The sequence below is a fragment of the Pseudohalioglobus sediminis genome, assembly GCF_008370495.1.
Lineage (GTDB): Bacteria > Pseudomonadota > Gammaproteobacteria > Pseudomonadales > Halieaceae > Halioglobus.
The window spans coordinates 153,688-169,265 of sequence record NZ_VTUX01000009.1; the positions used below are offsets into that span (position 1 = coordinate 153,688).

13 protein-coding genes and 1 pseudogene are annotated in these 15,578 nt (G+C 49.5%); 1 reads left to right on the forward strand and 13 read right to left on the reverse strand.

The genetic code is table 11. The features are described from left to right. On the forward strand, nt 1-753 hold the full coding sequence (locus F0M18_RS17170; RefSeq protein ID WP_149612697.1) for a glycosyltransferase family 2 protein: 753 nt from the start codon (nt 1-3) through the stop codon (nt 751-753). Between the two features lie 189 nt (nt 754-942). Here the strand turns inward: F0M18_RS17170 and F0M18_RS17175 are convergent, their stop codons facing one another. The 13 genes and pseudogenes from F0M18_RS17175 to rfaH all read right to left on the reverse strand — a co-directional run bounded on the left by F0M18_RS17175 (nt 943) and on the right by rfaH (nt 15,573). Beyond that, a complete protein-coding gene (locus F0M18_RS17175) occupies nt 943-1,770 on the reverse strand; it encodes a glycosyltransferase family 2 protein (RefSeq protein WP_188109782.1) in 828 nt (275 codons plus the stop codon). Beyond that, a complete protein-coding gene (locus F0M18_RS17180; protein ID WP_188109783.1) occupies nt 1,767-2,435 on the reverse strand; it encodes a thymidylate kinase in 669 nt (222 codons plus the stop codon). The genes F0M18_RS17175 and F0M18_RS17180 overlap by 4 nt, the downstream gene beginning before the upstream one ends. Next, nucleotides 2,432-3,562, reverse strand: coding sequence for a glycosyltransferase family 4 protein (locus F0M18_RS17185; RefSeq protein ID WP_149612700.1), 1,131 nt, complete (start codon nt 3,560-3,562; stop codon nt 2,432-2,434). The genes F0M18_RS17180 and F0M18_RS17185 overlap by 4 nt, the downstream gene beginning before the upstream one ends. A gap of 67 nt (nt 3,563-3,629) precedes the next feature. Further along, nucleotides 3,630-4,754: a glycosyltransferase family 4 protein gene (locus tag F0M18_RS17190; RefSeq protein ID WP_149612701.1), complete on the reverse strand. Its 1,125-nt coding sequence runs from the start codon at nt 4,752-4,754 to the stop codon at nt 3,630-3,632. A 3-nt stretch (nt 4,755-4,757) separates the two neighbouring features. Next, a complete protein-coding gene (locus tag F0M18_RS17195; protein WP_149612702.1) occupies nt 4,758-5,456 on the reverse strand; it encodes a hypothetical protein in 699 nt (232 codons plus the stop codon). A gap of 235 nt (nt 5,457-5,691) precedes the next feature. Then, a pseudogene (locus tag F0M18_RS17200) lies at nt 5,692-6,817 on the reverse strand (IS3 family transposase). 190 nt (nt 6,818-7,007) lie between these two features. Then, nucleotides 7,008-8,159 carry a polysaccharide pyruvyl transferase family protein gene (locus F0M18_RS17205; RefSeq protein ID WP_149612703.1) on the reverse strand — a complete coding sequence of 384 codons (1,152 nt, stop codon included), beginning with the start codon at nt 8,157-8,159 and terminating at the stop codon, nt 7,008-7,010. A gap of 15 nt (nt 8,160-8,174) precedes the next feature. Continuing rightward, nucleotides 8,175-9,569 (reverse strand): O-antigen ligase family protein, encoded by a 1,395-nt coding sequence (locus tag F0M18_RS17210; RefSeq protein WP_149612704.1) that lies wholly within the window; start codon nt 9,567-9,569, stop codon nt 8,175-8,177. A gap of 7 nt (nt 9,570-9,576) precedes the next feature. Further along, on the reverse strand, nt 9,577-10,791 hold the full coding sequence (locus tag F0M18_RS17215; RefSeq protein WP_188109784.1) for an MATE family efflux transporter: 1,215 nt from the start codon (nt 10,789-10,791) through the stop codon (nt 9,577-9,579). An 882-nt stretch (nt 10,792-11,673) separates the two neighbouring features. Further along, a complete protein-coding gene (locus tag F0M18_RS17220; protein ID WP_149612706.1) occupies nt 11,674-12,987 on the reverse strand; it encodes a nucleotide sugar dehydrogenase in 1,314 nt (437 codons plus the stop codon). A gap of 88 nt (nt 12,988-13,075) precedes the next feature. Further along, nucleotides 13,076-14,248 (reverse strand): nucleotide sugar dehydrogenase, encoded by a 1,173-nt coding sequence (locus F0M18_RS17225; RefSeq protein WP_149612707.1) that lies wholly within the window; start codon nt 14,246-14,248, stop codon nt 13,076-13,078. Nucleotides 14,249-14,277: 29 nt separating this feature from the next. Further along, complete coding sequence (locus tag F0M18_RS17230; RefSeq protein ID WP_149612708.1) at nt 14,278-14,610, reverse strand: MarR family EPS-associated transcriptional regulator; 333 nt, start codon at nt 14,608-14,610, stop codon at nt 14,278-14,280. A 462-nt stretch (nt 14,611-15,072) separates the two neighbouring features. Further along, nucleotides 15,073-15,573, reverse strand: coding sequence for a transcription/translation regulatory transformer protein RfaH (gene rfaH, locus F0M18_RS17235; RefSeq protein ID WP_188109785.1), 501 nt, complete (start codon nt 15,571-15,573; stop codon nt 15,073-15,075). Nucleotides 15,574-15,578 lie beyond the last annotated feature (5 nt).

Here is a 15,578-nt window from a genome sequence, read left to right on the forward strand (position 1 = left end):
ATGTCCATCACCGTCATCACCCCCGTCTGGAACAACGCCGACACCATTGCCGACTGCATCCAGTCCATCAACAGGCAAACGCTGAAGTGCCAGCACATCATCGTGGATGGTGGTTCAACGGATGGCACGCTGGACGTTATCGAGCAACACCGCGCTGAGGACGCGATCCTCATCAGCGAATCCGACCAAGGCATGTACGATGCCATCAATAAGGGGCTGAAACTTGCTACCGGTGAGATCGTTGGCGTGCTCAACTCAGATGATTTCTACGCAACTGATACAGCGCTAACAAAAGTGGCGCAGGCTTTCCAGAACGCCACCGTAGATGCCTGCTACGGTGACCTGCATTACGTAGATAAAGTAGACACGGGAAAAGTGGTTCGTAATTGGAAATCCGGTGACTATAAGCGTGAAAATTTCTTCATGGGCTGGATGCCACCCCACCCAACTTTCTTTTTACGCCGCCGCCTCTACGAGAAATATGGCGAATATCGATTAGACATGGGAACAGCGGCTGACTATGAATTGATGCTAAGAATGTTATTCAAGCATAAGGTGAACGCGGCATATATACCGCAGGTGATGGTGCATATGCGCAATGACGGCATGAGCAATGCGAGTTTGAAGAATCGAATCCGGGCAAATCGCAATGATCGGCTAGCCTGGCGAGTCAATGAAATCACCCCGCGACCCTGGACGCTAATTGCGAAGCCTTTGGGAAAACTCGGTCAGTGGTTTTCTGGGGCGAGATGATTTAATTGTTGTGGTAAATATTTCATCTGGCAGTTGCCTGATTGATGTTGGCATTTTCGTTCAGGTCAGTTTCAGTTCAAGAACCGAGGCCTCCGGCCCACAGAAAGTAATCGATGATTTTGACCAGAGATTTTTTTAATGATCGCACAAGGGGTTTGGAATTAGATCTCTATAGGCGCCAAAACTCACCTAAATTGGCTTATGTTTCTCCCGCCGCTTAAGCTCCATGACTTTCAAATCAATCATGGTTTCATAGCTTTTTCGCATGGTGGCATAAGCTAGCCCAGGACGCCCATCAAGAAACCCCAGTCTAAAAAACAATAGGTATGCAAACACCAACCACGGGCGACAGGGGAGCCTATAGGCTAGCTGCTTCAGAGCTTTACGCCGAGCAGTTGGGTCTCCCGAAAATACATCTCTCCAAGGTATGCTCTCCCGGGCCTCGTCGACTAGTGCCTTTGCCTCCATGCTTGAGTAGCGATTATGCCGTTCGAACCAGTAAGTAATGCCTTTACTAAAAGGATAATGAATCAGGTGTTCTTGTAGCTGGGCTACCTGTCCATCCGTCACATACTCTTCATTGATTTCACGCTCAACCTTCACTTCATCGGGCCTGACCAGTCGTCCAAACCAAGTTGGATAACCACTACTACGCTTGATCCACTTACCAAGAAAGTGGTCTTTTCGGCGCATTCGATAAAGCGTCGTGGCTCTATCTGCCTGAGCAATCGCACTTCTCATTTCTCCTAGTAACTCCGAGGGTACCACTTCATCGGCGTCCACCATCAGAACCCAAGGATGCTTATAGGAAATTTCCTTTAGGCCGTAATTTCTCTGAGCCGCGTAATTGTCAAAGGAGCGCTCGAAGACTCGTGCGCCTCCATCTATTGCAATGTCTTGAGTACCGTCTGAACTTAGTGAATCAAGAACGACAACATCATCACACCAACCCAAAGATGCAAGACACCTTGGAAGATTTAGCTCCTCATTTAGTGTGAGAATGAGCACGGAAATCACGCTAATCGCCTGTCAAAATCGTCTAGTTGGTCCAGTAAAGTATTAACCGCCTGTTCAATACTCCCATCGTTAGACAAGACAATTAGGTTAGGCGAACTTTCTTGTAGCTGCCTATACGCTCTCTGCCGAAACTCAAAGTCCGGATCATCTCTACATTCTGGCCGACAACCTAAAACGTCTTCAACATGACGTGTTATCAGGAAGCTCTGCGCGTTATCAGGAAGGATCCTTTGAAACCAATCCCGCCAACGGCTTTCCAAAAATTTGTCACGCCTTGAATCCACAGCCAAGTCAATAAGGATATCGTTCACCCAGCGATCGCAAATAACCACATCTACGTTAATCCCTCTTAACCGCCAAGTGATCTTGAATCTGCCTAACCAAGTGTCCAACCAGGTGAGAAATATATAGATCGAGCAGAACGATTGCGATTTGTAGAACTCGTGGCGCCAAACCTTACCCTGTATGGAGTCGTATCTTTTTGACAAGCCGACCAAGCGACACAATGCGTGTACAGGTTTGATAATAATGTGGTTGTACCGCAGCCATATGTACTGAGATTGCACCCCTTTATCTTCCAACCTATCCTTGACGGCATCAATAATGGTGGTCTTCCCTGACCCATCAATACCACTAATGATTATGAACTTCGGCTTGGCCTTCATGTTTGTAACTGCGTAGCTTTTAGCCATCTGTTAGCCACTTCATCCCAGGTTGGGTGGCCTTCATATACGTGCTTGGCCGCGCGACACTTTTCACTATAGAGTTCTTTATTTGAAAGCAATTCCAACATTGCCTGAGCAAGCTTCTTCGGGCTAGCAAAGGGCACCGTCAGACCAAAATCGCCGATAAATTTACCCGTTCCATCTGGACCAGTCCCAATGACCGGCTTACCGTATTCAGCTGTCTCGATAACGGCCAGTGGTATTTCTGAAGGCACCAGCAAGAAAGGCTTCAGGACCGCGAAACAATTTCTTAGAAAGTAATCAAGGTCAGCTGGCCCCACCGATGTCCAAATACAATGGATTCTATCCTTGCAATCCATTCGTTCAATCATTCGTTTCCAATGCGATGCATCGAGGCCAGGGTCAGATCTGAACAAGCAAACAAGCTTGATATCCGGGTGTTGGCGTGCGACCGTCTTGAACGCTGATAGCATTTCTGCAACTCCGCGAATCTTTTGCGGCGGACCAAAAAACAGGAAATAGGGCTTGCCTTGCAAATCGTTTCGAAACTCGTTGAAGACAACGGGGGGTTCGTCCAGGATGAGCAGTTTTTCCTTACCAGGTGGTATGGAATGACAGGCCGAAGGCGGATAACCGTTCTCAACAAGCTTATTGCGTGAATAATCTGTCATGACAATTAGTGGTCGAACGCCACCTGCGGTCAATTTTTTCACAAATTGCCTTCTCGAACCTAAAACTTGTGCAACATATGGTAGAACGGCCTTCGAGCGCATATGAGCGGCGGCCTTAAAAACTTGGCCATGACCATACCAGGCACCGGGAATGTACCAAGTTACCCGAAGCCCTGTTATTTCAAGCTGTAGCAAATCTGTTCGTGGGCTCCGCCAATCAAGAGGCCAGTACAGAATATCGATATCCTCCTCTTTAAGAACGTGCGCCAGCTTCTTTAACGCCGAGTCACTTTTTGGTTTTAAAACATCCCTGACACGAACGTGACCTATTGCCCACTCATTCTTTACTTCTCGTTGCTTACCAGACAGAATTATTGACGTGTGATCGGCTAGGCAAAAACATCTACACACCTCGTAAATAGTACGCCAGGGCATCAGGTGACTATTCTCTTGTCGAAAGTCGTTACTATAGATAGCTATCCTCAATGTCCGGCCCCTGATCTCAATCCACACATCTCAATAACCAGTCGGCAGTGCGGTGAAGGTGCTTATCGAAAGTGAACTCCTCCTCAAAACGAAGCCTCGCATTTTTAGCCAGGCTTTCCCTCAAATCTCTATCTAGAGCACAATCAATAATCGCTGAAGCTAAAGCCTCCGGGTCTTTTGGTGGGACGATACGCCCCGATATACCATCAACGATTGACTCGGGATTTCCGCCTACGTCGGTCGCGACAATCGGCAACTTGGCACGCATGGCTTCCAATAGCCCGATTGAGTGGAACTCTGCTAACGACGGCAGCGCAAATAGATCGAGCGCGTTCATAAACTCCGGAATATTTTCTCGGTACCCTGCGAAATGAATGGCATGTGAGACTTTTAGTTGATTGCATTGACTTGCCAGTTGCGACTCGCAGACACCAGTTCCAAAAATTACCAGTTTCGCGCTGGGCACAGCGGAGATGACAGAAGGAAACGCATCAATGAGGTACTTTACACCTTTCACAGGATCCAAGCGTGAAGCTACTCCAACTACAAAGTCCGTTTCAGAAAAGCCGAGTTCGCTTCGTAATTCCGAGCTGTTACCAGAGATGGCATCTGGCGCAATTCCATTATGTATGGCCGTTACTTTTTCCGGTGGCACACCCTTTTCCAACAGGTAAATTCGTGAATGTTCGCAAACGGAAAGGATAGCTTTGGTTCTTCTCCTATACAGCCATTCTTGAATATAGTTAAACAACGGCACCATCAATTTTCGAGAAGGCTTAGGTGCGCTGTAGAGACCGTGGTAAGTCGCAACATAGTCACGCCATCGACCTGCACGCAGATTACAGATTTCTACGACAACTGGGCCATTGAAGCCGTGCACCAAGATTAAATCGGGGTTTAGCTTATCGATAAGCTCATTAGTTCGTTGAACCCAAGAAAAGTCCGCGCGATTGCGAATTGGAATCAGATGGGCATCAATTCGAAACAAATCCGTGATATCACATCCCCAGCTTTCTCCATAAATGCAGGCAGTTTCCACTGTAAGATCAATACCCTCAATCTTATTAATATCTTGGAGACCTAAAGCATATTTAGAAATCCCGCCAAGAGAGAAGCCCCACAGTAAACTAAGTACATGCATAAACTATTTTTCTGGCCAAGTATCTACAATCATTACTTCATCGTTGGCAAAATAATTGGCCGCAGTCCGCCCGCGTTTCAGAAGGATGATTGGTTCCTCATCGCCTCTCATTTTCTTCAAAAACGCTGGTGAGTCTGCGAGAAATAGATCAATCGGCTGTCCATATAGGAATGCAATTGCTCTTTCTCTCATAGTTATTGCAGCAGCAATCAGTCCATTAACAAAACCTTCTTTCCGCAAAATTCTTAGATCAAGATCACTCTTATCATGCCACGCCCCGCGAGTGGGACTTCCATAAATTGCTAGCGCTGCAATAGAATCTGTCGCTCTGAGGCGCACAGCCATTCTTGAAAGATACTCACAACTAGCTCGTTCACCAGAATTACGAATTCCTGGAAAGGTGAACAACATTAATGCCCACCAATTACTGTTTAGAATCCAAAACGTAGAATGTACAAGTAAAAAGCTGAGAATAAGTGTACCCCGATCAAAGAGCATGGTTTGAAGTAGCATCGAGATAGGCAAAAGAAGGATCGAGAAAGCAAGACACTCGACGGTAATTCGAACAAGAAATTCGGTTCTATCCATATAGAACAATGCTTGATGCAACCAGTTTCTTGGAATGTTTCGCAGCTTGGGCTTCTCTCCAGCAGAGCTCTTGCGTCCGCGCTTTTTGGTTTCGGAATTTTCTTGGCTTGCCATTCAGTACAACCTAGTAATGTGGGGAAGTAGTAGAACTCAACTAGAATACGGTGGTTGGGTTTATCGCTAAGCACTAATTACCAACTGCCACCTTGAGCATCATACCTCGCAATTTGTGAAACAAAAAATCCGTCATGGCCTGCTCATGATTCGTATTGTCAATCCAGTCAAGCCATATATTTCTAAAAGCACGCCATCGACTAGTCTTTCCAAATGTATCATTCCTAGAGTATTCTCAGTGAACTTTAGATTGCTGTGAAATCGATGTGTAAATATCCCCTGAATAGCTCAACGCACTACTAGAGTTTCCAGTCGATTTCGTGGCCACCAGATACTCCACTGGAGTCAGGTCCCCTATGGATTCATGAGGCCGCTGCTAGTTCTATTTCCTCATCCATTAGTTGGTCAGATCCCGCACTTCAGACAGTGAACTTAACAGATATAGGTCCAGGATTTCGTCTTTGTATGTCCCGTTGAATCGAGCCACATACGAGCTCTGTGTGGGCTTGCCTAGCTTCATAAAGTCCAGATGAACGCCTTGGTCATCTGCCCAGCCTGCCAACGCGATTTGCACAAAGTCTGGGCCGTTATCTCACCGCATTCTTCCGATTAGTCCTTTGTTCAGCAATTCGATCCAGCACTCGGATGACTCTGGCGGCTGGCAAGCTCAGATCTATCTCTATCGCGAGCATTTCCCTATTGAAGTCCCGCAGACGGACATCGCGCAGCGTGTCACTCATAAAGTCCATCGACCGGCGCTGATTAGGCATTCTCGACATCGCCAACGGCTACGGATTTCAGGTCGTTAGACTGCGCGTGCTTTGGCGATGCTTGTTTAGCCGCAGAAGGCAGTAAACGCGGTGCACACGCTCATGGTTCCAGCCGTATCCGTGACGCCCCAGCGTCTTGTACACCTTGCCGGGGAATTCCTCAGCGATCGCCTGTATCTCTTCTATCACTGGCGTGGACTTGTCGGTGTCCGACCGCAGCGGTAGACAGAACGACTGTGGTTTAGGATCTGGCATGCTGCACTGAGGCTTAGCCGAGCATCTGCTTGGCGAATCCACGAGCTAGCGCTTCGCTTCCGGCCTTAGAGTTTTGTTCAACCATATCCTTTAGGGCTTCATGCTTGAGGCTGACATCGAAGAACATGCGTTCGAGCCGTCCGTTCTCTTCCTCAAGCTCCTTCAATCGCCGGATATCAGATACCTCCATGCCGCCGTAGTTGGCTTTCCAGTTGCAACACAAAAGATTGCATTTGAGATGCCATACTCGCGACAGGCCTCCATCACCTGCCTGCCGCCCTAGACCTCCTTCAGCACCTTCACAATATGGGATGCAGTGAATCGGTATTTGAGCATTGTCGTATTCCTTGCCTGAATGATTATGGATAAGAACTCCAGATTTGCCCGGGACTATTGGATGGAATGCTTACACCTGCTCGACAAGTAAGCTATTACGCATATCAACTGCTCAGTTAATGGTTAAGCATCTAATGGCATTAGTTTCTAAACTTAACTTCCGAGCTTATCCAAGGTAAGCACACCGCGGTCACAAACCTAGTGCGAATTCGGAGAAGTAACTCTTAGAGGACTCAATTGTTTGGGTATCGAAACGAGGTTGATGGCCGCCGCTAAAGCGATTGAAATGGTCTTGGATGAACGCCTTTTTCTTGGAAGAACTTGAAAAGATATGGTTAAGATAATGACCATCCAGACCGCTATCAGTATAGAATCTTGCAAGTTTTGGTGCACTTCCGATACAAATGGCGTAACAACCCAAGGCGAGTGCCGCCACACCAGCGTGCAACTTAGTTGTTACTAGAAAATCAATACTATTCAGAACCTCTAAGACTGACTGGACACCAGTATACATTTCTAGCTCAACCACATATCCAGCAGCCACTAGCTGGTCGACGAACCTAATACAACTTTCGGAGGTTTTCGGCGTTGTAAAAGAGTCAGTAAAACAAATTATTTTCGATGGCTCGAACTGACATATTTCTACTCGTAGCAAATCCGCAAAGTTTCGCGCTAGAAAACTGTCGCCAACAACATAACTAGCCAAATGTATTCCGAGCACCCTTTCGCGAGAAGGGGGCTCACTATAACGCCCCTCTATTGAATATTCGGGATTCATTATCGACAGATTCCCGATTACCACGTCTGCCTTAACTCTAACTCCATCTGCGCCATATCTCCTTGCGTAGGAAGAAGAGGCTGAATTTCGAACGACCACTGACTCAGCACTACCAAGAATATCTCTGACTACAGCTCCTGCTAAAGGATACAAGCCAGGCCCGACCTCTACACCATCTACATAGTATGGAATTTGCGAGGCTCTGCACTTCCGAGCAATGCATTGATAGGGGTTGTTCTTAATATACTTAAGCTGCCAAGTTGGCACGGCAAAATCAGGCCATCCCATGTAACCCCCGCCCAAGAACAAACAAGCAGATAACTCGCTTGATATTTGATCGACCGCAATTGACTCTATTTCAACACCACATGCATGCAACCTTTCCAGAAACCACTTATCTGCGCCTATGGCGATACATTGGTGACCCTTGGAACTTATGTACTTTGAGTACATGGCGTACATTAGCAAGTCACCAAAATTATCCCCGGAACAAAACCCGGCAAGTCCTATCTTCAAACGTTTTTCTCCTTGCGCTGCTATTGAGTCGCCGATCTTTCCCGTCACGAACGCTCAATCTAATTAACGTGAATTCGAGTAACTCGGTTGGGGAATCGAAGGAACAAACTTCCTCTTTTCAGAAGCAAAGTTAATGTAAGCTGCTAAAAATATTAGGAGAGCCCACTGGTGGGTGACCAGTACCTGCCCTGTCATAGTTCTAATTAGAATAAGCGTTATCACAGTCCATGTTTCAACTGCAAATCCGCTGCTTTCGTCTACAGCCGGAACACCACTCTTGAAACCCTTAAAAATCGTCTTGAGAGAAACTGTAAAGAAGACCAACCAAAAAACGAATCCTAATAAACCGCTATTGACCAATATTTGCACATATGTGTTATGCATATGGGTCTGTTCGATACCAAAAACGGTCACCCCATAACGCACTCCCGCGTCATAGCCGTGACCCAGAATTGGAGACTCGATTATCATTGATCCCCCAACCTCAACCCATCTTGCCAATCGATCGTACATCGAAGAAAGTCCACCTTGCTGCTGCCCACGCTCAACGTATTCGACAACGCTAGTCGACGCATCCCAAGAGAAATAAAATGATGCGCTAATAAGGATCGGGCTTAATACAACAAAAAGAGAAGCAACTCGACTCATTCTCGGAATCGATATCGACATTATAACGAGGCCGAGAAGTACTCCTACCAATCCTGTCCTAGACTGGGCTAAAAACAAAACCGAAGCTCCTAGAATTGCCAAACCAGCCCAACCGAGCCTCTCTCCAAGGGACCGAGAAAAGAAGCTTCTACGAACTCCAACTAGGGTCAAAACTCCACTAATAAAGCCCAATTCATTTGGATTCATGTAAGGAATGGTGCCCTGAAGGATATAGCCCAGAGCTCCATTGCTTTTTTTAAGAGCCAACTCCGGGTAAACAAAAGGGCCTATTAGGGCCCCTGCACAAAATACAGCGATAAAAAAATAGCACAGTTCTAGATATACTCGAGCAGAGCCATATCGAAGCGCTTGCCGGAAGCAAACTAGGACAAGCAGACAGTCCAGTAGAATGAGCAACCCTTTGTAGCCAGAGACAAATGGCGCTGGGGAATATACTGCAGACGCGACACCCAACAAACCATACATCGCCAAGAACATCACACTGTTTGATCGAGGGAATTTGAGTGATCTTTCAGATAATAAAACAGCGAGCAAAAGAAAGCCCGCGAAGCCGATGCAAACAAGCTGGAAAATACCTGATGCATCCATTGAACCGACCGACGTTACGTTAGCTCTCCGCGTGAAATATACGCCCAGACCAAAAAAGACCAGGGACCACGCGAATCCTGTTGCGACAAATGGGGCAGGCAGGGTCGCAATTTTCTTGAATACAAAACGGGCTCTAAATATAAAACCGAAAAAGAAACCAGCCAATCCCAAAGCAGAAACGGTGTGTATTAGGGCAATCATGGCAGGATTACTGCAGCTCCTCTTGTTTTGATTTTTCTCTCCCTAAATCAGCAGACAACGTCCTATATAGCGAAGACGTCTGCAGACCAACGCACACAAAAAAGATCATGGCACTCAAAATCGACCCAACAGCGGCACCAAGAATTCCATATTTCGGAACCAGCAGTATTAGCAGTATCGTCGCAGAGACAAGCTTCACGAACGCCGCTAGTAAAATATCGAAATTCCTCCGCGCGCTCTGGAGGAGCGAAACCAAAGGAGTTGATAATGCCAGCAGCATAGATTGAAAAATAACCAATGCTGCCAAAGTAGCTACTTCGTTAGGATATGGCCCAAACAAGATACTAACGAGCAAAGGCGTGCTCATAATCACAATTAGGGATATGGAAGTCTGAAGACAAACTAGAAATAGAAATTTCTTCAAGTACTGACGAAACTCGAACTTTGAGAGTAAAGCAAATGGAGCACTTGGAAGAGTAATTGTCACTAGAACGCCGTTGAATATAGCGGCAATAATGGAAACTCTAACGGCGATGCCGTAGTAACCTATTTCAGAAGTTGTAACAAACTCACTGGCCAAAAGTACATCAAGTCGATTTCCAGTCAAGCTTATTGCTGCATAAATAATAAGGGGGGTAGCTGCATGCAACAGACGCAACGCCCTTTTTAATGCTCTGGTAACTTCCTCCGTAGAATCTTTAAGAACACTAAAGATTGGTATAGATGAAAGAATAATCGCACTGGCCATGTATACAACTATGACCGAATCTTTTTCATAGTGATTTAGCCTCCATAAAAACACTAAAGCAATGACGAAAACTACGAGGTTTGGTAGCGGTTGACGCAGCGCCACACCTCGAAAATCTAAGCGAGCACGAAAAGCTGCAATCTTGGTGTTGTAAAGCGAGGATATCGCGCCCAGCGCAACACCCATACAAGAAGCTTGAAAAAGCATAGAGTCAATAGCGAACGATAAAGAGGCCAAGACAAGGAATGCAGTCACTATCAGTAGTTTCGCAACCACCGCTGGCAGTATGTATTCATTTACCCCTTTCGCATTGCCCGGCGAATTGGCAGAGATTATCATCGCGTTGTCCAACTGATCGACAACAGTAGCGGATATCACATAGACAGTGAAGAATACTGTATAGACACCAAAAACTTCCGCCGTGCTATTTCTAGCAATGATTACTGATGTCGCAAAGCCTGTTATCTTCGCCATCACTAGACCCACGGAAACAAAGGTATAGCTTCTGAGTGATTCTTTAAACATTGAAATGTTATAGTTTATATCGCGTTTTAAAGATGCTGTTCACCATCTTCTTTTAACTCAATGGAAGTCTTTATCGAAATTAGCGCCGTGAGATTGGTGTAGTTTTATCGCAACGAGGATCACAAATAGTGTCGATGGATTATGCCTGTAACGCCCTATATAGATAGGCGATGATATGTATTGAATAGATCTCACCGAGCACATTATTTGCAGATTGGCGATAGCCAGGAGAAGCACACATACTTTAGCCTCCTGAGTAGAAAGAGAGTCTATATCACACGGCAATAGGACGTTAATCACCCATCTCCATCAAATAAATCCCGCGTGTGCACCTTTTTGCGACATCATTGATCTCGGCTGATTACAGCTACCTATTATCACACCACCCCGACGCTTGAAATCTTTGAGATTACGTATTGCTTTTGAACTGGAGAATTCTTTAATTTTGAGCGTGGGCTCGTACACCACCACTTCTCCACCCTTTGCTTAAACCGCTTCATCATTCCCTGCGCGGAACTAACCCATATATTCTCCGCCACCCTTTAATGACCAGGCGGTAGATCCCAACCACTTTTGGCTTCGCCTTTAGCACTTCGTTGACGATAAAGCCCTTGTGGCTTGATTTGCATCCACAATGGTCTAAATGATGTGGCTGATCACTTCCGCATAGTTAGCAGGTAGTTGCATGGAGTTCTTCGACAACCATCAGCCACCGTAGCCAAATCAATGATTGCTGCAGTGGGCGCCGATGCGCGAGTCCATGCCCACGAATCCGGTGCCCACGACGGTTATCTTCATGTTGTTTCACGCAACATATCTTAGGCCAGCACATCAAGCTTTAATGACCTTTTCAGAACCACCCCGGAAACGACCTCGCGTATCAACAATAACCGGCGCGTGCTCCAGTATCATGTCGTAATCGAAGGCCTCGTGATCGGTGGCCAGCACCACGCAGTCGTAGGCCGCCACTGAGGCGGGCGTAAGTTCCACGCTGGCCAGGTGAATATCGTAATCCCGCATGCTGGGAAACTGCGGCACGAAGGGGTCGGCGTAATCCACGTTGGCACCCAGGTCCGCCAGCCGTTGCAGGATTTCTGCGGAGGGGGATTCGCGCATGTCATTGATATTGGGTTTATAGGCCACGCCCAGCACCAGTATGGCGCTGCCGCGCACGGCTTTGCTGTGGTCGTTCAGCGCTGCGGCCACCTTGCCCACCACGTACTCGGGCATGGCGCGGTTCACTTCGCCGGCCAGTTCGATAAAGCGGGTATTCACCCCCACTTCCTTGGCTTTCCAGGTCAGGTAGAACGGGTCGATGGGTATGCAGTGCCCGCCGAGGCCGGGGCCGGGGTAGTAAGGCACGAAGCCGAAGGGTTTGGTGGCGGCGGCATCGATCACCTCGAAAATGTCGATGCCCATTTTGTCGGCCACCACTTTCATCTCGTTTACCAGGCCGATGTTCACCGCCCGGTGAATGTTCTCCAGCAGCTTGGTCATTTCCGCCACCTGAGTGGAGGAAACGGGCACTACCTGGTCGATCACCTGCTCGTAAAGCGCCTCACCCACCTCAAGGCAGGCGGGGCAGCTGCCGCCCACTACCTTGGGAATGCTGCGGGTGCTGAAGTTGGGGTTGCCCGGGTCTTCGCGCTCCGGGGAGTACACCAGGAACAGGGTCTGGCCAATCACTTGCCCGGTGGATTCAATGCGCGGCCGCAGTTCTTCCTCGGTGGTGCCGGGGTAGGTGGTGCTCTCCAGTGATACCACCTGGCCGGGGCGCAGATAAGGCAGCAGGCTGTCCATGGTGCGGGTCACGTAGCTGAGGTCCGGGTCGCGGTGCTCATCGAGTGGCGTGGGCACACAGAGGATCAGGGCATCGGCCTCGCTGGCGCGGGCAAAGTCGGTGGTTGCGCTGAAGCCCTGTTCACGGGCAGCGGTTACCCGCTCGTGGCCGTAATGGCTGAAGTAGCTGCGGCCGCTGTTGAGCGTCTCGATCTTTGATGGGTCAATATCAAAGCCCAGCACGGTATAGCCCACCTCTGCGTAGCGCAGGCACAGGGGCAGCCCCACGTAGCCCAGGCCCACCACGCCGATGGTGGCGGTTTTGTCATTGAGCTTTTTGATTAATTCAAGCTGGGTATCACTCATAGCTTTCGGGTCACGTTGTTGAATTGTTTATGACTGGTTTTTGACGATAACTTGGCGGCACTCACTCAGAAAGAACTCTCATCGCCCGTTAACCGTCCACACCAAACAAGTCGCGGGTGTAAACCTTGTCTGCCACATCATCAAGTTCAGCATGATTGCGGTTACTGATAATCACATCACTGCGATGCTTGAACGCATCAAGATCGCGCATCACTTCTGAACCGAAGAATTCCTGGTTCTCAAGCGTCGGTTCATACACCACCACCTCAACCCCCTTCGCCTTAATCCGCTTCATCACCCCCTGCATTGAAGAGGCCCGAATATTGTCAGAGCCTTCCTTCATCACCAGCCGGTAGATGCCAACCACTTTTGGTTTTAGCTTCAGCACTTCATTGGCGATAAAATCCTTGCGGGTGGAGTTGGCATCCACAATGGCCTGGATAATGTTGCTGGGCACGTCCGCGTAGTTGGCCAACAGTTGCTTGGTGTCTTTGGGCAGGCAGTAGCCGCCGTAACCAAATGAGGGATTGTTGTAGTGGGTGCCGATGCGCGGGTCCAGGCCCACGCCTTCGATGATGTTGCGGGTGTCCAGGCCGTGGGTAGCGGCGTAGCTGTCCAGTTCATTGAAGTAGGCCACGCGCATGGCCAGGTAGGTGTTGGCGAACAGCTTGATGGCCTCGGCCTCGGTGCTGCCGGTGTGGAGTACAGGGATGTCTTCTTTCTCTGCGCCTTGTACCAGCAGTTCGGCAAAGCGTTTGCCGCGCTCACTGCTGTCGCCCACCACGATGCGCGAGGGGTGCAGGTTATCGTAAAGGGCTTTGCCCTCGCGCAGGAACTCGGGGCTGAAGATGATGTTGCTCAGGCCGGTTTGTTCACGCAGTTGCCGGGTAAAGCCTACCGGGATGGTGGATTTGATCACGATGGTTGCCTGCGGGTTTATGCGGGCGGCTTCGCCCACCACCGCTTCCACCGTGGAGGTGTCGAAGTAGTTGGTATCCGGGTCGTAGTTGGTGGGTGTGGCGACTAATACGTAGTCCGCGCCCTGGTAGGCCCGTTCGGGCTCGGTGGTGGCGCACAGGTTAAGCGGTTTTTCTTTCAGGTAGTGGGCCAGTTCGGCGTCTTCGAAGGTGGTCTCGCCGCGGTTGACCAGGGCCACGCGCTCGGCGTCGATGTCCAGCGCCACCACTTCGTTGTGCTGGGCCAGTAATACGGCATTGGCCAGGCCCACGTAACCGGTACCTACCACGGCGATCTTGGTCATGCGCTCAATAAGCCCCGCTTGTGTAGTGTTCAGGTTTCATCGGCTGTGCGCCCCAGTTCTGCACGCAGGCTGGCGATCTCGCTTTCCAGCTGTTCGTACTCGGCGACCTTCTGGTTCAGGTAGCTGAGGGATATCTTGGTTTTGGCTTTTACGCCGCGCGGTGTCAGCAAATAGAGATAGGCGGCCTTGTTGCGCGAATTTTTGAAATTCCTGGCTTTGATGAGGCCCTTCTTGATAAGCGCCTGCAGGCAGTAGTTGACCTTGCCCAGGCTGACGCCCAGTTCACCGGCGATCTCGCGCTGGGTGGCATGCGGGTTGTGTTCCAGCAGGCGCAGCAGTTTGTATTGGGCTTCTTCGGTCATATTTTTTGCTGGATTCCCGCTTGTTACTGGATTCCGCTTCTTACTGGATCCCGCATCTTACTGGATCCCCGCCTTCGCGGGGATGACAAAACAAACCGCGGGGATGACAGGTAAAACCCACGGGGGTGACGAAACAAACCGCGGGGATGACGGGTAAAAACCGCGGGATGGCGAAACAAGCCGCGGGGTGACGAAACAATCCGCGGGGATAACAAAACAAACCGCGGGGATGACAGAGACGCTACCGCCCTACCCTGTTGTAGCGGGCATGGCGGGGTTGGGCTTGTTTGTTATTGGTTTGTTCAGTAGTTGAACATAGTGGTGTAGGAATGGGAAGTGGGGTGTGTAAATTTACCGGATTGGGGTGGGTGATGGCGTTGTAGGAGCGGCTATAGCCGCGATGGGGTTGGGTTTGTGGGGGTGGTTGATCGCGGCTGTGGCCGCTCCTACGGGGGCGGCGTGTCAGGCGGAGAGGGCGTCGAGTTCCACGGTGACGGGGTTAGAGCGGCCGAGGAGTTCTACCAGCAGCAGGGCGCGGTGGTCGCTGTCCTGCATCTGGTACACGCCGCTGAGGCCGGCGAAGGGGCCTTCGAGGATCTCTACGCGGTCGCCGGGCTGGTAGCGGGGGCTGTGGTCTTCGCGCGCGCCGGTATCAGCGGTTTCCATCGCGCGCAGGTAGTCGATCACCGCGTCTGGCACCGGGCGCAGCAGTTGGCCAAAGCGCACCAGCTGGCTTACCCCCAGGGTGGAGCGCACGGGGGCCAGGCTTTGTTGGGATGGGTCAACGTGGATGAACAGGTATCTTGGGAACAGGGGTTCGGTTACCTGCGTCCACTGGTTGCGGCGGCGTTTGCGCTGGGTGATGAGGGGCAGGTAGGTGGTAAAACCCTGGCGGTCGAGGTTTTGCCTGGCGAGGTTTTCCTGCCGGGGTTTGGATTGAACCGTGTACCAGTGGCTGGGCATTTTGA